Below are 17,161 nucleotides of genomic sequence, written 5' to 3'. Positions count from 1 at the left end.
TATAAGTTTTGCACAAGGCTTATATCAACATCAAAACATCTTCATAATAGGCTGTTGAATTTCGTGTATGTGCTGACAGCGGTTAGCACAACCCAACTTTTTGAGGCAAAAAACGCATGTCACTGTTACGCCGTTGGTTCGATCCAATCCGATCGAGTTGGTTCTATCAGAAACCGACCCGACAAGCGGTGTTACCCACGGACCAAGGTTTGAGTGTTTATCTTCGGTTAGATGATGTGTATAGCTACTTGGCTGCACAACAACTGCCACAGCTCGAAGATATTCTCAGTGATGAAATTAAGCCCCTCAAAGTCATTATTTCCAACCAAGCGGCAGAGCCGCCGAATCAAATGTCGGCGATGGAATGGCAACAATATTGCTTGAATGATGCACAAATTTTATCGCGTCAGCATCGTTTTAGTTTTCATGACACACCAGAACAGCCGCCACAAGAAGCCATACAACAAGCTGAAACGATTTTAAAAAATACCCCTTTACGTGGGCAGGATTTCTTATATTTATTGGAAGATGTGTTCCACATGCTATGGCAAAAACAGTATGGCAAGCTGCGTACCCTTTATGCCATGGCCAGTCGCCATCATAAAGCGCAAGATTTTCCTGAACGTATCTTTACAGACACCCCGATTTTATCGGGTTATTTTGAATTCGGTGAACGTAAATACCATGCCGTAGATGATTTGCTGCGTCTCACTCGTCGCTTAAAACAACAAAAATTGCTGACCGATAACCCGATCTTTATGATCAATCATATTGAATGGCGTGAGCATCTCATCAGTGATGCAGAAGAATTAAATGAAATCCAAGCGCTTGATCCAGAACTGGATTTGTATATCGCGCTGGAAGACCCGATTTCTTGGCTGCTGCTGGCATATATTAAAGAAGAATTGGCCGATTTTTATAATATTCAACTGAATGTGTATCCGCTAAGTTATCACGGTCGCGATTTATTCGACTGGAGTTTGGCAACACGTTTATCTAAACGGACTGAAGTTAAATTTACCCCATTTTGTCGTCCGACCGAGGCTGCAACGTTGCAAATGACCCAGTTGTACTATAGTGCGCCTGAAGAGCAGCGCGTAGAGGTGATGTATCGTATTTTGGAAGCGGTCTGGACCAAGGGACGTGATTTATCTTACAAAGCGCATTTTCAAACATTGCAGTATGAATTGGAAATATCTGAAATGACCCATGATGATATTGCAGCAAAATTACAAGAAAATGATATGCACTGTGAGATGAAATCACAGCCAGATTTTCCTGTTTTGGAGCTTCGTATTGCTGGGCAAAGTTATGTATTTAATAGCTTATACCGCGTATGGATGATTGAAAGTATTTTCAGTAATGTGTTAGAAGAGAAGTATAAAAGTGAAAATGCTGCTGAAAGTGAATCTAGAGAAGATGAAGAAAGAAAAAGTTGAATCCTTAGAACAAGCCCGTGCTCAGATTGATTTGATTGATCAGGGAATTATTGAACTGATCGCAGCGCGTCAATTTTATGTGGATCAAGCAGTACGTTTTAAGCGCTCGGTACAAGATGTTCAATCACCCGAACGTGTTGAAGCAGTAATAAGTAAAATTCGTCAGCAGGCCACAGAGCACGGTGTAAATGCCGATATTGTGGAGCGTTTATATCGCGATATGATTCAGCATTTTATTCAGCGTGAGTTGAAAGAAATTCGACCTTAATAGGTATAGTAGTATTTAATCATCGATGACGAACCTTTAAAAGTAAATATCACTTACCAAGGCCACCCTGCACATGGGTTGGGTAAGTATTTATAAATATTAAAAACTTCATTTTGTGAAAGTTGTTTATCTTTGTTTTCATCTAAGTCATTAAATAAATTTAATTTTCCATCAGTACCCTGAAATTTTTGATCTTTGGGCTATTCATAGGGATAGATATTCGAAATTTTTTTAAAATCGTCAAAGCTCAAGAAGATATTTTTTGCTTGGTCTAGATTTTGAATATTGGGCTTGACTTGCTGATATACGTTTTCCCAATTGACACTTGCAGGTTCACACGCATAGATACTTCTCGTACCCATGAGTAAGAGAAAAAAAAACATATTTTTTTCATTATTTTATACCCTCTCATATGTGAAAGACAGTTTGAGAAAATGTATCTTAATTTTTTAAATTAACATCATTCACTTTGTCGAAATTGCGTTAGGTTTCTCTTTTTGTATCAATATTTTTTAAAATCAGATCTGTCGCATAACGTGATTAAATGGTTTTTAATGGATGGAGAATAGTTGGACTTCATTTGAGAGTCTAAGTAATAAAAAGCTGCTAGTTTGGAAAAATAATAAAATTGATATGAATGGATTATGCATTTTATGGATGTTGATAGTGCGTTAGTGATATTAGGTATTTTTGCATTCTGTGGTGGTTTAATTGATGCTGCTGTGGGTGGCGGTGGCTTGGTTCAACTCCCTGCATTAATACATGCTTTACCTCAGCACAGTTTGGCGACGGTTTTGGGTACCAATAAACTGGCGGTATTCGCGGGTACGCTTTCCTCAATTTCAACATATTTGAAAAGAATAAAAATTGTTTGGGCTTTGCTCCTACCGACTATGGTTTCAGCATTTATCTTTTCTTTTTTGGGTGCAATGTCGGTTTCCTATATTCCAAAAGAATTAATGAGCTATATCGTCTTTGTTCTATTGGTCGTCATGGCGATTTATACCTTTCTAAAAAAAGATTTAGGCAAAGTACATCGCTATATTCATAGTGGTAAACGGGAAATTTTATTAGGAATATTATTTGGTGCACTGATTGGGTTTTATGACGGGGTGTTTGGCCCAGGCAGTGGCAGCTTTTTACTTTTTCTTTTTGTTCGGTGTTTTGGCTTTGATTTTTTAAATGCGTCTGCATCCGCCAAGTTGGTCAATTTAGGGACCTTTAGTGCAGCTTTACTGTTTTTCGTTCCATCAGGTCATGTTCTTTGGAACATTGGTCTGGTTGTGGCATTGTGTAATGTAGTGGGATCAATCGTTGGATCATTTTTGGCTTTACGCTATGGAAGCGGTTTTATTCGCATCTTTTTCCTTATTTTGTTGGTATTTTTAATTGGTCGTATGGGGCTGTCTCTTTTCTTTGCATAAGGTTTAAACTCATGAGCAAGATGTTAAAGGGCTCTTATTTCTTTCAGGGATATCAAAAAAATGAAAAAATTAATTACGAGCTTCTTATTTATTTTCATCATCTTAGCCCTAGCTTCGTGTACTCAAAAAACGGTTTTTTTTACGTCTGAATTCAGTGGTTATGTCTATGATAATAAAACCAAGTTACCACTAAAAAACAAACTAGGATATATTGGCGTAAATGGTATTCTTTCAGATCCTGATACTAAATTAGATGCAAATGGAAAATTCTTTATTCCTGCTAAAACTGAAAAATACTATTTAAAAAGACCTCCTGTAGATTATGCTAATAGTACAGGAGATTTATTTTTTTCATTCCCTAATTATCAAACAAAAAGAATTGAATATGCTGACCTCTATGTAGATCAAGTTTCAGAAGATAGGGAAGGCTTTGACCATCTTAATAAAATTGATATGGGAATTATCTACTTAGATCCTGAATAAATAGATAGTCTTTGGACTTTAAAAAGCTTTGATTCTTTAGTTTGTGACATACTACAGATTATCTCGAAGTGATCAAAAACTTCTATGTAAACCTACTAATTGTTTCAGGGATATCTAAAAAAGATTAATGGTTTCTCTTTTGATTTATTCTTTCTATGCTTAATTCTTTCCAAATTTTCCATTTCATATCATTTGGGTAAGTTTCAGCAGTTTTAGCAGAACTCAAAGTAATGGCATTTTACAGTTTTCCTAAAATTAACATATTACATGTTATATGGAATTATTAAGATTTTACTATAAATATCTTAACTAAAGCCGCTCCAGTAAACAGCACATTGGAACGGCTTTTACATAACTATTCCAACAATACGCTTATATTTTATTCAAAATCAAAAGATTTTGTTTAGCCCAAATACACTATGCATAGATATTTCAACCTAGCCTCAATATTTGATTGAGGTTCACTTCAAAAAACAGTGATTTTTCAAGTTCTCTGAATTACATAACATAGAGTCAATACCTCAAAGAGATTTGCCATGATTTGGTTTGTCATCACAGTCTTTGCATTGGCTGGACTCATTAAAGGCACCATTGGATTGGGCTTACCTGCGGTGTCTATGGGCCTGCTCACCATGGTGATCAGTCCTTTTCAGGCAGCAACCTTACTGATTATTCCATCTATGGTGACCAACTTTTGGCAACTGTTTGCCGAAGGTCATGTGCTACGTTTAATCAAACGCTTTTGGCCTTTGCTACTCGGGATTATCGTCGGTTCTATTTGGAGTATTTTCCCGACCTTAGGGCAAGGTGAATTTAAAAGCGAAGCCTTGCTCGGCGGTATGCTGGCACTGTATGGGCTGTATGGATTATTTGCCAAAAGCCTGCCGAATTTCGCGCCACATGAAAAATGGTTGTCGCCAATTATAGGCTATTTGGGTGGAGCACTCACTGTCGCGACAGGTGTGGTGGTGATCCCTGTTGTGCCGTATTTACAAGGTCTGCAACTGAAACGTGACGATTTGGTGCAGTCGCTTGGCCTAGCTTTTACTACCTCAACCATTTGCCTAGCCGTATTTTTACAGCAAAATCCTGTGGAAGATATCCCGATTGATTATGCCATGTCAGCGATGGCGCTGATTCCTGCACTCATTGGCATGTGGGCGGGTAAAAAAATCCGCTACCGCATTCCAGAGCAAAAATTCCGTAAAGTATTCTTTATCGGACTGATTGCCTTGGGCAGTTATATGATGCTGCATCAATTTCATTGGATTTAAGGCAGTGGTTAATCAGCCATTTTCCTGATCATCAAGCTTGATTTTTTGTGAAATTAAAAACTGACTCAAATGCTGATAACTCGTTGGTAACTCATCAAAACTGCGTGCAGTGAGCAAGAGTTTCCGATTGGCCCATTCACCCATCAGCTGCACTTGGGCAAATTGATAAACACTCCTTAAACGCTGCGCTGCACGTTTTGGCATAATTGCAATGCCGACGCCATTGGCGACCACTTGGGCAATTGCGGCAAAGTTGGGCAGGCGCAGCCGATATTGAATTTCACAGCCCAAAATTTTGGCTTGGGCTTCAATGGATTGTTGCAAGGAGTGATATTGCATCAAGCCCACAAAGGGATAATGCAAAATATCGGCAGGCTTTACCGAATGCTGCTGAGCCAACACATGGGTTGCAGGGCAGATCAGCACCAAAGGATCATCGGCAAATTCTAAAGTCTGTAAATGTGTCGATTTAAAAAAACCCGAAATTAAGCCCAGTTGTGCAGTACCTTGCTCAATAGCGGCAACGATATCTTTCGATTCGGCTTCAAACAATTCAATTTGCGTATTGGGGTTTTCAACTAAATATTGCGGCAATAAAAAGGGCAGATATTCACTCTGTGCCGATGAATTACACCATAGAGTCATACTGGAACTTAAACCTTCAGCAAAGGGCTGCATGGCAAATTCCAGTTGCTTGCCTTGTTGGAGGATGTTTTGCGCATGTTCAACCAAGGTTTGCCCCGCTAAGGTGAGTTTCACGCCTTTGGCTTGACGTATAAATAGGGCAGTACGGTAATGTTGCTCGAGCTTTTTAATCCGTTCACTGGCAGCTTGCAGGGAAATGGCTGAGCGGGCTGCACCTTTGGTCAAGCTACCCGTTTCCACAATATGTAGCACCAGTTGGAGGTCAAATAAATCCAAACGCATTCTGCAACTTCCTAAAGTGATGTCTTATCTTAGCGAATTATGTGCCATAAAAAAAAGCAGCCATTTGGCTGCTAAAATTTCAAAGACTACATAAATTCTAAATTATTCTGATTTATCGCCTAAGCTAAAGAACCAGTTCAGGATTAAGGCTGCAAATGTCGCGGTACCAATCCCGCCAAGGTTAAAGTTACCGAATTGCAGCGCAAAGTCGCCTGTACCTAAAATAATCGTCACAGCAGCGACCATCAGGTTTTTATTTTTTGAGAAATCGACTTTGTTTTCAATCCAGATTTTCGCACCCGCAATGGTAATCAAACCAAAGACTACAATCGATGCACCAGTCAAAATCGCTTGTGGAATGGTATGAATAATCGCGCCAAACTTCGGTGACAGACCAAGGAAAATGGCGAATACACCTGCGAATACAAACACGATGGTTGAGTAAACGCGCGTTACAGCCATTACACCAATATTTTCACCATAAGTGGTCATCCCTGGGCCACCCACACCACCTGAAAGCGTGGTTGCAACACCATCGGCAACAAAGGCTTTGCCAATATGCGGATCGAGGTTTTCACCTGTCATCGCGCCTACCGCTTTAATGTGACCTAAGTTTTCAGCAACCAAAATCAACGCAATCGGTGCAATGATCAACATTGCATTGAAGCTAAATTCTGGAGAATGAAAGTGTGGAATACCAAACCAAGCGGCTTCTTGTACAGGAACAAAGTTAATTGGTGTGCCATGACCCATCACATTCGATACGATGTAATACACCAAGTAAGCGAGTAGAAGGCCAACTAAGAGTAATAGACGTTGTAATAAACCTTTGGTGAACACAGCAATTGAACCCATACATAGAACGGTTACTAAAGCCATCCACATATTAAAGTTATTACCGGCAACCCCTTTAATGGTCACTGGGGCAAGGTTGAGACCAATGATCATCACCACTGCACCTGTCACTACAGGTGGCATGAGTTTTTCAATCCAACGGGTACCCGTTGCCATCACGATAAAACCAAAAATGGCATATAAAATACCGCAGGCCATAATCCCGCCAGCAGCCAATGCGATATTGGCATTTGCTGCGCCAGTACCTGACGCTGCATAACCTGTTGCGGCAATGACCACACCAATAAAGGCAAAGCTTGAGCCCAGATAACTTGGTACACGACCACCAGTCATAAAGAAGAACAAGATGGTACAGATGCCCGACATTAAAATTGCAAGATTGGCATCAAAACCCATCAAGAATGGTGCAAGGACCGTTGCACCAAACATGGCAAAGGCATGTTGTATCCCCAATACAACACTTTGCATAGGTGGAAGGTACTCGTTGGTACCTACAGGACGTGCATCAATATTGCCTTCGTACGGGCGCCATTTGGGAAACCAATTGGACATAAAATGAGCACTCAAAAGATAAATTGTGCACATCATACTCTTGTTTTTTAGAAGATTTAATCTCTTTTAAGAATATTTTGTTCAAATTAATTAACTGACTTTACATATATTTTTACCAATTGGTAAAAATATTTAATGTGGAAAAAGGAAGTTAAATCATGCAATTAATTCAGATGCTGAATTATGTGAAACTTCATAAATATTTTTTATTTTATATATTTCTAAATATTTATAAGGAAAATAAACGCTCAAAAAAAAAGCACACCTTGCAGTGTGCTTCTATCAATATTGGAATATTTAGCCAGTATTACGGAGGCCTGCCGCAATACCTGCAATACTTACCATCAATGCATGATCGACTGGGGTATTTTCTGCTTGGCGTTCAGCCAAATAAGCACGACGGCGTTTCATCAGCTCTGCTTGCAGTAAATGCAGAGGCAATAAATAAGGCTTACGGACTTTCATCGATTGGTCGAGTACATCATTGCTACTCAGCAGTTTTGATTCACCTTTGAGTGCCAATAGAGTTTGTACCGCATCACGAAGGCGTTGGCGTAATTCCTCACCTAGTTGTTTCAAGTCAGCATCGTCAGTCAGATGAGACTCATAATAAAGCGCAACATGACCATCTGCCTTAGATAAGACCATTTCCAACATATCAATTAAGGTTTGGAAATACGGCCACTGTTGTAGCATTTCTTCTAAGGTTTCTTTTTGACCCTGATCAATCACTTGATTAATTGCAGCGCCTGTACCTAACCATGCCGGCAACATTAAACGAATCTGTGTCCAAGCAAATACCCACGGAATGGCACGGAGTGATTCAATCCCACCACTAACTTTACGTTTTGCAGGGCGTGAACCCAGCGGCAGCATTTGTAACTCAAGTTCAGGGGTTACGGTACGTAGGTATTTTACAAAATGTGGATTTTCACGCACGGTTTGACGATACACCTGAACTGATAAATCGGTCATGCTGTGCATGAGCTTACGCCATTCCTGTTTCGGTTCTGGCGGAGGCAATAGCGTTGCTTCCAAGGTTGCAGCGGTATAAATTTCTAAGTTTTGTAGCGCAATACCTTCTAGACCAAATTTAAAGCGAATCATTTCGCCTTGTTCAGTCACTCGAATAGCGCCCGAAATTGACCCCGGTGGCTGCGAGAATAAGGCCTGTTGGGTTGGTGCACCGCCACGGCTAATTGAACCACCGCGACCATGGAATAAGGTCAGTTGCACACCATGTTGTTTCGCCACTGCGGTTAATTCTTCTTGAGCACGGTACTGCGCCCAGTTGGCAGACATAAAGCCAGCATCTTTGGCTGAGTCTGAGTAGCCAATCATGACTTCATGCTTGCCCTGAATATGCTGTTTGTACCAATGCATATTAAATAGGGTGTTCATGGTACGTGAAGCACCATCTAAATCTTTTAAGGTTTCAAACAGCGGCACCACACGCAGTGCTTGTTGAATCCCTGCTTCTTTTTGTAGTAATAACACCGCCAACACATCACTCGGATGTTCTGCCATTGAAATGATGTAAGCGCCTAAACTCTCTGGCGGCTGTGCTGCCAATGTACGCATCGTGGCAAAAACTTCTTGCACATCGGGATGCTCAATTAAGCTTTGTTTCGGCTCATTCCAGTGCTTTGGCAATAAAGGACGTTTGCTTTGAAGTTCCTGAATTAAGAAATTTTGACGGGCTTGTTCAGTCCATGTTTCAAAATTGCCTAAACCTAAGTATTCAGTAATCGCTGAAATCGCTTGGCGATGACGAGTCGACTCTTGGCGAATATCCAGTTTGAGTAATTCAATACCAAAACAGTTCACGCGGTGAATAAAGTCGAGCAATTTTCCATTGGCAATTTCAGGTAAACCACTATCAATCAGTGATCGGTAGCAGACCATGAGTGGCTCGAGTAGTGCATCACGACTTTTAATCACTCGGCTGTCATCACCATCTTCACCGCGCAGTTTCAGGGCTAACCAGTTGCGCGTTGCTTTAAGACGTTCACGGGCGTTTCGTAGATACTCACGATACGGTTCTGGATGGAAATGCCCCAGCGAATCACTAAGTTCTTTACTGCATTCTTGAATCGAGAGTTCCCAGCGCAAGTCTTCAATATCACGTAAATATAAATCCGCTGCTTTCCAACGTGAGAGCCATAACACTTCTTGGGTAATGTTATGGGTGACGTTGGGGTTACCATCACGGTCGCCGCCCATCCATGAGGCAAAACGTACTGGTGCAACATTCAGCGGTAAAGCTTGACCACAATGGTCTTGTACCATGCCATCCAATTCACGCATGAATTTGGGTACAGCATTCCATAAGGTCTGCTCAATGGTTGTGAAGCCCCATTTGGCTTCGTCCACTGGGGTAGGACGGTGTTGACGAATTTCATCGGTTTGCCATGCTGAGCAAATCAGTTGTTTTAAATCGTCTAATACGGCTTGGCGTTCACGTGGAGTGAGTTTTTGCTGATCCATTTTAAACAGACAGTCATTGATGCCATCATATTTTTGAATCAAGGTACGACGGCTGACTTCAGTCGGATGGGCAGTCAGGACCAATTCAATTTTGAGTTCGCAAATCTGTTGATACAGTTGTTCTGCACTGATGTTATTGCTTTTAAATTTTTCAAATAAATGATCGAGTGGATTTGGTGAGGGCGCCTGCTCATCAAATTCACTTTGACGGCGGCTACGAACCACATGGTACTGCTCTGCAATATTGGCAAAGTTTAAAAAGTGGGTAAATGCACGGGTTAGTGGCAGAATTTCTTCATCTTTCAAGTTTAAAAACAATTGTTCCAGTTGCTTTTCTGCTTCGATTTGTCCGTCGCGTGCACCTTTCGATAAAGCACGAATTTGTTCTACCTGATTAAACAAATCTTGTCCTGCATGCTGCTTCAGGGTTTCACCCAATAAATTGCCCAGTAAGCGCACGTCTTCACGTAATGGAGCATCAATTTGTTGAATCATTTGTTATTTCTCCGCTTGTTCCTGTCTCGACTATACCCTGAAAGTGCTGTGGCAAAAGGGGGTACAGACAAAAGTCGGATGACTTTTATAGGAAAATGAGCAATTGTTATGCCATTTAAAACAGATTAGCGTGGAAATGTTGCAGGCATGGGGTTTTATGTGCTGGATTTTCCATATTTCAACATAAAGATTTCAATGGCAAAGCCAATGATATCGCGTTGCTCTTCTGCTGTTGGGCAATCCCGCATGCCCAATAAAACTTCCTGATGGCGAAGACCTGCCAAGAGCGAAACAATCAATTCGGTTTGAGTCGCGGGGTTTGCAGCCTGAATAAAATCAAATGCTGCGGCATCGCGAAAAAGTGTTTCCCAAACCTGACGTAATTTTAAATGCGAGGCATTATAAAACTGTTCGACCAAGGGGCTATGTTCGGCAGCCAATTCTAAGAGCAACAAATCGAGCTTGATGGCTTCGGGTAAGTTAATAATATTCATTGCCAATTCACAGACTTCATATAAAGCCTGCAAAAAATCACTACCCGCATGTAATTGATGGGGGCGCGTACTTAAAATCTCTTCACAAGTGTCTTCAATGGCACAGGTAAACAACGTCGCTTTGTCTTGAAAATGGTTATATACCGTGAGTTTGGTTACGCCAGCATTTTGCGCAATTTGATTCATGCTCGAGCCGTGATAGCCCATTTCTAAAAAAAGTTGCTTTGCCGACTCCAAAATGCGTTGTCGTTTTTCTAAATCTTTTGGGCGGCCGACGTTCATTTGCTGAAATATTTCCAAAAAAGGCGAAAAGGTCATTGATTTCGATTAAATAATCTAATTAATGTACCGTATGGTTTATTAATTAAAAAACAACCAATCGAATTGAATAATATTCTGCCCTAAAAAATACTTTTTATTAAGAGCGAACTTCATGAGTACGATTAAGACCACAGTTGTCAGCATGATCATCGTTTGCAGTGTGACCTTATGGGGATGCAGCAAGGATAAAGCACAAACTGAACAGGAAGTTCCATTTGTGATGGTGACTCAACCAAGCGCCAGCCATTTTGAACAAAAGAGTTATGCGGGTGATGTGCAAGCGCGCCAGCAAACGGCTTTGGCCTTTCGGGTTGGCGGACAAATTACCGAGCGTTATGTCGATGTGGGTGATCAAGTCCGAGTCGGGCAGGTCTTGGCAAAACTAGATGTTAAAGATGCGCAGCTGCAATTAAATGCAGCTCAAGCACAATTGGACAGTGCACGTTCAGCAGCACAAATTGCTGAAGATGAATTAAAGCGCTTCAAGCAATTACTGCCCGTCAATGCTGTAAGTCGCTCTCAATATGATGCGGTAGAAAACCAATATAAAGCAGCGCAGTCCAATTTAAAGCAAGCCCAATCCAACTATGACGTTAGCCGCAATCAAACGGGCTATAACCAATTAATTGCCAATAAAAATGGCGTGATTACTGAACGGAATATTGAGGTTGGTCAAGTGATTGCCGCTGGTCAACCCGCCTATCAATTGGCGATTGCGGGTGAGCGTGAAGTCGTGATTGGTGTACCGGAACAAGCGGTATCTGACATGAAGGTAGGGCAGGATGCATGGGTGACCTTATGGTCGAAGCCGAATGAAAAATTTGCTGGCTTTGTCCGTGAAATTAGTCCAGCTGCAGATCAATCACGCACTTATAGCGTCAAAGTTGCGCTGCGTGAAGGGAATAGTGCGATCCAATTGGGACAAAGTGCTCGAGTCTTTTTAAACAAAGCACAGCACAATGTGATTCAAGTGCCACTATCGAGTGTGTCTGCCAGTGGTCAGCAGGCCTATGTGATGGTGGTCAATGCAGACCATACGGTACGCAAAGTCCCTGTGACTTTGGGGGAATATGGTCGTGAGACGGTACCCGTATTGAGTGGACTTAAACCCAACGACTATGTGGTTGTAGGTGGTGTACATTTACTGCGTGAAAAACAAAAAATTCATCCAGTCGACCGTGAAAATCGTGCTGTCCAAATTTCGGGAGGCGCGAAATCATGAATTTCAACCTGTCAGAGTGGGCACTGAAAAATAAAGGCTTAATCCTTTATTTTATGATTCTGCTGGGCATTATTGGGATCGTGTCCTATTCCAAATTGTCGCAGAGTGAAGACCCGCCATTTACTTTTAAAGTGATGGTGATTCAAACCTATTGGCCTGGCGCAACAGCCAAAGAAGTCTCGATGCAGGTCACAGATCGCATTGAAAAAGAGCTGATGACCACAGGGCAATATGAACGCATCATGGCCTATTCGCGTCCGGGTGAGTCGATGGTCACATTTGTCGCCAAAGACAGTTTACGGTCACAGCAAGTGCCAGATGTTTGGTACACGGTACGTAAGAAGGTCAATGATATTCGCCATCAGTTGCCTTCTGGAGTGCAAGGTCCCTTCTTTAATGACGAGTTTGGCGATACCTTCGGTAATATCTATGTACTGACGGGCAAAGACTTCGACTATGCCACCATGAAGGAATATGCCGACCGTTTACAACTGCAATTGCAACGGGTCAAAGATGTTGCCAAAGTTGATTTAATCGGACTGCAAGATCAAAAAATTTGGATTGAAATTTCCAACACCAAAGCCACACAACTGGGCATTCCTGTGACTGCGATTCAGCAGGCACTACAACAACAAAATACCGTAGCCAGTGCAGGTTTCTTTGAAACCAATTCAGACCGTATACAAGTGCGGGTGAGTGGCAACCTACAAAATATAGATGAACTGCGTCAGATGCCTTTGCTGGTCAATGATCGCACCATTCAACTGGGTGATGTGGCAGAAGTCTATCGTGGCTTCAGTGATCCACCGCAGCCACGTATGCGCTTTATGGGTGAAAATGGTTTAGGTATTGCCGTGTCGATGCGTAAGGGCGGTGATATTTTGGCACTCGGTAAGAACCTCGAAACTGAATTTGCGCGTTTGCAAAAAACTTTGCCTTTGGGCATGGAGCTGAAAAAAGTTTCCGATCAGCCCGTGGCGGTGAAACGCAGCGTCAATGAGTTTATGAAAGTACTTGCTGAGGCAGTGATTATTGTCCTGCTGGTGAGCTTTTTCTCATTAGGTTTTCGTACTGGATTGGTGGTGGCATTTTCCATTCCTTTGGTTTTGGCTATGACCTTTGCTGGCATGCAAATGTTTGATGTCGGGCTACATAAAATATCCTTGGGTGCACTAATTTTGGCACTGGGGCTATTGGTGGATGATGCCATTATTGCCGTCGAGATGATGGCGATTAAGATGGAGCAGGGCTACACGCGATTGCAAGCCGCTGGGCATGCTTGGCGCACCACGGCTTTTCCAATGTTGACGGGGACTTTAATCACGGCGGCAGGCTTTTTGCCCATTGCGACAGCAGCATCAAGTACCGGGGAATACACGCGTTCAATTTTCCAAGTGGTGACCATTGCCCTGATTGTGTCGTGGTTTGCTGCGGTGCTGTTTGTACCGTATTTGGGTGACAAATTACTGCCAGATTTCAATAAAGATTTGATTCAAAAAGCACCTTGGTATCAACGCCTGTGGGCACGTCTGCGGAAACAGCCTGAACCACAGCCCACTATGCACCACGCAGGTGAGCATCACGATCCTTACCAAACACAGTTTTATCAACGCTTTCGTGGTTGGGTCGATACCTGTGTGACCTATCGCAAAACGGTAATTGCAGCGACAGTCGGCATCTTTGTGTTGTCGATATTGATGTTTAAAACTGTCCCTCAGCAGTTCTTTCCACCGTCCAACCGTGCTGAAATTTTGGTGGATTTAAAACTTGAGGAAGGCGCTTCGCTCAAAGCAACAGAAGCTGCGGTCAAAAAAGTCGAAGCATTCTTATCAAAAAAACAGGGTATTGATAATTTTGTCGCCTATGTGGGGACGGGATCGCCACGTTTTTATTTACCTTTAGATCAGCAATTACCGCAAGCCAGTTTTGCGCAATTTGTGGTATTGGCTTCATCTCTAGATGACCGTAATGAAATTCGTCAGTCATTAGCAGATGAAATTCGCAAATTATTGCCCGAAGTACGTACCCGTGTGTCTTTACTGGAAAATGGCCCACCTGTGGGTTATCCATTGCAGTTCCGTGTATCGGGCGAAGATCTCAGCTTGGTACGTGAGTGGGCACAACGCGTATCTACAAAAGTCAGTGAAAACCCCAACACAACCAATGTACATTTGGATTGGGGTGAGCCAAGTAAAGTTATTCAATTGGAGATTGATCAAGACCGTGCACGTCAAATGGGTGTGTCGAGTTTAGATTTGGCGAATTTCCTCAATAGCTCAATCAGTGGCGCAGTGATTAATCAGTATCGTGAAAAACGTGAGTTGATTGAAATCCGTATGCGCGGCGATCAGGCCGAGCGTCTAGATGTGGGATCACTCAGTAGCTTGGCTGTGCCAACCGCAAAAGGCGGTTCTGTGCCATTGGCGCAAATTGCGAAAATTGAATACCGCTTTGAAGAAGGCCTGATTTGGCATCGTAACCGCTTGCCGACGATTACAGTGCGTGCCGATATTCGCAGTAAATTACAGCCTGCCACGGTGGTGGGTGAGTTAACAGAGCCGTTTGATCAATTACGTGCTGAGATGCCAAATGGTTATTTATTGGAAGTGGGCGGCACGGTAGAAGAATCTGCACGTGGTCAAAGTTCGGTGAATGCAGGCATGCCACTCTTCCTTGCAGTGGTCATGACCTTATTGATGATTCAACTGCGGAGTATGTCACGGGCTGTGATTGTGTTTTTAACAGCGCCTCTGGGCATTATTGGTGTAGTGTTATTCCTGTTGCTGTTTAATAAACCCTTTGGTTTTGTCGCGATGCTCGGAACAATTGCACTGTCTGGCATGATCATGCGAAATTCACTGATTTTAATTGATCAGATTGAACAAGATATTCAGTCGGGGGAGTCGGCTTGGGATGCGATTATTAATGCGACGGTGCGCCGTTGTCGTCCAATTGTGCTGACCGCTTTGGCTGCGGTACTGGCGATGATTCCACTTTCTCGCAGTATTTTCTTCGGGCCGATGGCGGTTGCCATTATGGGCGGATTAATCGTGGCGACGCTGTTGACCCTGTTCTTTTTACCTGCATTGTATGCACAGTGGTTTAAAGTGAAAAAAACTCAACAGAATCCATAAAAGTGTCATAAAATTGGGTGCGAAATATTGAATTTTTCTCTATAGTAGCACCTGATCTACATAGATATTTTTAAAAAAGTAAAATGATCACAAATGCAGCGCAGCATATTGTGTTTATGGGGTTGGATAACAAATGACAGCAGAGAATTTAGCCAAGTATCGCCGCTATATTGCGATCTCGTATGTCTTCATGTTTTTCGCGTTATTTACCCTCATTAGCGGTGTAATTGCCTATTGGCTTGCACGCAAAGTCTCTCAAGTCGATTCAGCTGAAGTCTGGCTGCAAGCCCAAGCCTTTTGGGTCATGCGTACCGTCGTTATTTATTCACTCATGGCAGCCTTTGCCGCACTGTGGTTTATCCCCTTGTTTTTTTATTACTGGGATACTTATCTTTGGGTTACTGGATGTACGGTGGTCGGTGTCGTATTTTCAGCAATCGCTTTCTTATTTTTACTGAATGCTTGGATCAAAGGTCTAGGTAAATTCGTTAAAAATAAAGCCGTATTCTAAGCCTGTACAAAATTTTTTCCTGTCGAAGCCTTGAAAAAATGGTTTGATCCCCCAATTTCAGACCACAGTTAAGTATTAAATTGAATTCCGTGAGGAGCATCGCCAGACATGGCTAAACGTGATTATTATGAGGTTTTAGGCGTTTCTAAAACCGCAGGTGATGATGAAATTAAAAAAGCCTACCGCAAGTTGGCGATGAAGTATCACCCTGACCGTAACCCAGATAACGCAGAAGCTGAAGAAAAATTTAAAGAAGCTGCAGAAGCTTATGAAATTCTTTCAGACAGTGAAAAACGTAGCATGTACGACCGTATGGGCCATCAAGCCTTTGAAGGTGGTATGGGCGGCGGCGGTGGCTTCGGTGGCGGTTTTAACGCAGAAGACATCTTTAGTCAGTTTGGCGACATTTTCGGTGGCGCTTTTGGTGGTGGTGGTCGTGGTCAGCAACGTGCGCGTCGCGGTTCAGACTTACGTTATGTCATGGAACTTACGCTTGAAGAAGCTGTGAAGGGCGTGAAAAAAACCATTACCTTTACTGCGCCAGCACCATGTGATGCCTGCGATGGTAAAGGTTCTAAAAACCCGAACGATGTTGAAACCTGTAAAACCTGTCATGGTGCAGGCCAAGTGCGCATGCAGCAAGGCTTCTTCTCTGTGCAGCAAACCTGTAGCACGTGTCGTGGTCAAGGCAAAATCATTAAAAACCCATGTAATAAATGTCATGGTTCAGGTGTGTCAGACCGTCAACAAACGCTTGAAGTTACTATTCCTGCGGGTGTGGACAATGGCGATCGCGTACGTTTAAGTGGTAAAGGTGAGGCGATCCGTGATGGCCAAGCTGGCGACTTATATGTAGAAGTGGTTGTTCGTGAACACGAAATCTTCCAACGTGATGGCGCAGACCTGTATATGGACGTACCTGTAAGCATTGCAGATGCTGCTTTGGGTAAAGAAATTCAGATCCCAACTTTAGATGGTCGTGTCAGCCTCAAAGTGCCTGAAGGCACACAAACAGGTAAATTGTTCCGACTGCGTGGTAAGGGTGTAAAACCTGTACGTACCAGCATGACTGGCGATTTACTTTGCCGCATTGTGGTAGAGACACCAGTGAACTTAACATCACGTCAGCGCGAGTTATTAAAAGAATTGCAAGAAACCATGGATGGAGATGACAATACATCTTCACCAAAGAAAAAATCATTCTTTGATCGTCTATTTGACTAAGTGATTCTCACTGGCTTATTCAAAAAATAAGTCATATCAAAAAAGCCTGCA

13 protein-coding genes are annotated in these 17,161 nt (G+C 42.5%); 9 read left to right on the top strand and 4 right to left on the bottom strand.

The annotated features are described in order from the left end of the window. Nucleotides 1-116: 116 nt before the first annotated feature. From B9T33_RS10020 to B9T33_RS09995, 5 genes are all read left to right on the top strand, one after another. Nucleotides 117-1,439, top strand: coding sequence for a hypothetical protein (locus B9T33_RS10020; RefSeq protein WP_086178770.1), 1,323 nt, complete (start codon nucleotides 117-119; stop codon nucleotides 1,437-1,439). Next, the gene (locus B9T33_RS10015; RefSeq protein WP_086178769.1) at nucleotides 1,420-1,707 is read left to right on the top strand and encodes a chorismate mutase; all 288 of its coding nucleotides are present in this window, start codon (nucleotides 1,420-1,422) and stop codon (nucleotides 1,705-1,707) included. Before B9T33_RS10020 ends, B9T33_RS10015 begins: the two co-directional genes overlap by 20 nt. A 653-nt stretch (nucleotides 1,708-2,360) precedes the next feature. After that, the gene (locus B9T33_RS10005; RefSeq protein WP_086178792.1) at nucleotides 2,361-3,131 is read left to right on the top strand and encodes a sulfite exporter TauE/SafE family protein; all 771 of its coding nucleotides are present in this window, start codon (nucleotides 2,361-2,363) and stop codon (nucleotides 3,129-3,131) included. Between the two features lie 60 nt (nucleotides 3,132-3,191). Continuing rightward, nucleotides 3,192-3,614 (top strand): hypothetical protein, encoded by a 423-nt coding sequence (locus B9T33_RS10000; RefSeq protein ID WP_086178767.1) that lies wholly within the window; start codon nucleotides 3,192-3,194, stop codon nucleotides 3,612-3,614. A 536-nt stretch (nucleotides 3,615-4,150) separates the two neighbouring features. Further along, nucleotides 4,151-4,888, top strand: coding sequence for a sulfite exporter TauE/SafE family protein (locus B9T33_RS09995; protein WP_086178766.1), 738 nt, complete (start codon nucleotides 4,151-4,153; stop codon nucleotides 4,886-4,888). 12 nt (nucleotides 4,889-4,900) lie between these two features. On the opposite strand, the gene B9T33_RS09990 is transcribed toward B9T33_RS09995, so the two are convergent. The 4 genes from B9T33_RS09990 to B9T33_RS09975 all read right to left on the bottom strand — a co-directional run bounded on the left by B9T33_RS09990 (nucleotide 4,901) and on the right by B9T33_RS09975 (nucleotide 10,980). Beyond that, nucleotides 4,901-5,815 carry a LysR family transcriptional regulator gene (locus tag B9T33_RS09990; protein ID WP_086178765.1) on the bottom strand — a complete coding sequence of 305 codons (915 nt, stop codon included), beginning with the start codon at nucleotides 5,813-5,815 and terminating at the stop codon, nucleotides 4,901-4,903. A gap of 102 nt (nucleotides 5,816-5,917) precedes the next feature. After that, nucleotides 5,918-7,222, bottom strand: a complete 1,305-nt coding sequence (locus tag B9T33_RS09985) for a solute carrier family 23 protein (RefSeq protein ID WP_086178764.1) — start codon at nucleotides 7,220-7,222, stop codon at nucleotides 5,918-5,920. A gap of 297 nt (nucleotides 7,223-7,519) precedes the next feature. Beyond that, nucleotides 7,520-10,204, bottom strand: a complete 2,685-nt coding sequence (ppc, locus tag B9T33_RS09980) for a phosphoenolpyruvate carboxylase (protein WP_086178763.1) — start codon at nucleotides 10,202-10,204, stop codon at nucleotides 7,520-7,522. A 155-nt stretch (nucleotides 10,205-10,359) separates the two neighbouring features. Further along, a complete protein-coding gene (locus B9T33_RS09975) occupies nucleotides 10,360-10,980 on the bottom strand; it encodes a TetR/AcrR family transcriptional regulator (RefSeq protein ID WP_213033195.1) in 621 nt (206 codons plus the stop codon). A 151-nt stretch (nucleotides 10,981-11,131) separates the two neighbouring features. Here B9T33_RS09975 and B9T33_RS09970 point away from each other — a divergent pair, with 151 nt between their 5' ends. The 4 genes from B9T33_RS09970 (at nucleotide 11,132) to dnaJ (ending at nucleotide 17,110) form a co-directional block, all read left to right on the top strand. Beyond that, entirely contained in the window at nucleotides 11,132-12,241 is a 1,110-nt protein-coding gene (locus B9T33_RS09970) for an efflux RND transporter periplasmic adaptor subunit (RefSeq protein ID WP_086178761.1), read from the top strand. After that, the gene (locus B9T33_RS09965) at nucleotides 12,238-15,375 is read left to right on the top strand and encodes an efflux RND transporter permease subunit (RefSeq protein WP_086178760.1); all 3,138 of its coding nucleotides are present in this window, start codon (nucleotides 12,238-12,240) and stop codon (nucleotides 15,373-15,375) included. The genes B9T33_RS09970 and B9T33_RS09965 overlap by 4 nt, the downstream gene beginning before the upstream one ends. Nucleotides 15,376-15,508: 133 nt before the next feature. Then, on the top strand, nucleotides 15,509-15,886 hold the full coding sequence (locus B9T33_RS09960) for a hypothetical protein (RefSeq protein ID WP_086178759.1): 378 nt from the start codon (nucleotides 15,509-15,511) through the stop codon (nucleotides 15,884-15,886). Nucleotides 15,887-15,994: 108 nt separating this feature from the next. Beyond that, on the top strand, nucleotides 15,995-17,110 hold the full coding sequence (dnaJ, locus tag B9T33_RS09955; protein ID WP_086178758.1) for a molecular chaperone DnaJ: 1,116 nt from the start codon (nucleotides 15,995-15,997) through the stop codon (nucleotides 17,108-17,110). The last annotated feature ends 51 nt before the right edge of the window (nucleotides 17,111-17,161 follow it).

The sequence above is a fragment of the Acinetobacter sp. ANC 5054 genome, from assembly GCF_002135295.1.
In the GTDB taxonomy this organism is placed as follows: Bacteria; Pseudomonadota; Gammaproteobacteria; order Pseudomonadales; family Moraxellaceae; genus Acinetobacter.
The sequence above is the reverse complement of the archived record's forward strand: the minus strand, read 5'-3'. Positions and strand labels throughout refer to the sequence as shown.

Excerpts from the sequence above, each read along its gene's own strand:
- B9T33_RS10020 (WP_086178770.1), top strand. The coding sequence starts at position 117 with ATGTCACTGTTACGCCGTTGGTTCGATCCAATCCGATCGAGTTGGTTC.
- B9T33_RS10015 (WP_086178769.1), top strand. The coding sequence starts at position 1,420 with ATGAAGAAAGAAAAAGTTGAATCCTTAGAACAAGCCCGTGCTCAGATT.
- B9T33_RS10005 (WP_086178792.1), top strand. The coding sequence starts at position 2,361 with ATGGATGTTGATAGTGCGTTAGTGATATTAGGTATTTTTGCATTCTGT.
- B9T33_RS10000 (WP_086178767.1), top strand. The coding sequence starts at position 3,192 with ATGAAAAAATTAATTACGAGCTTCTTATTTATTTTCATCATCTTAGCC.
- B9T33_RS09995 (WP_086178766.1), top strand. The coding sequence starts at position 4,151 with ATGATTTGGTTTGTCATCACAGTCTTTGCATTGGCTGGACTCATTAAA.
- B9T33_RS09990 (WP_086178765.1), bottom strand. The coding sequence starts at position 5,815 with ATGCGTTTGGATTTATTTGACCTCCAACTGGTGCTACATATTGTGGAA.
- B9T33_RS09985 (WP_086178764.1), bottom strand. The coding sequence starts at position 7,222 with ATGTCCAATTGGTTTCCCAAATGGCGCCCGTACGAAGGCAATATTGAT.
- ppc (WP_086178763.1), bottom strand. The coding sequence starts at position 10,204 with ATGATTCAACAAATTGATGCTCCATTACGTGAAGACGTGCGCTTACTG.
- B9T33_RS09975 (WP_213033195.1), bottom strand. The coding sequence starts at position 10,980 with ATGAACGTCGGCCGCCCAAAAGATTTAGAAAAACGACAACGCATTTTG.
- B9T33_RS09970 (WP_086178761.1), top strand. The coding sequence starts at position 11,132 with ATGAGTACGATTAAGACCACAGTTGTCAGCATGATCATCGTTTGCAGT.
- B9T33_RS09965 (WP_086178760.1), top strand. The coding sequence starts at position 12,238 with ATGAATTTCAACCTGTCAGAGTGGGCACTGAAAAATAAAGGCTTAATC.
- B9T33_RS09960 (WP_086178759.1), top strand. The coding sequence starts at position 15,509 with ATGACAGCAGAGAATTTAGCCAAGTATCGCCGCTATATTGCGATCTCG.
- dnaJ (WP_086178758.1), top strand. The coding sequence starts at position 15,995 with ATGGCTAAACGTGATTATTATGAGGTTTTAGGCGTTTCTAAAACCGCA.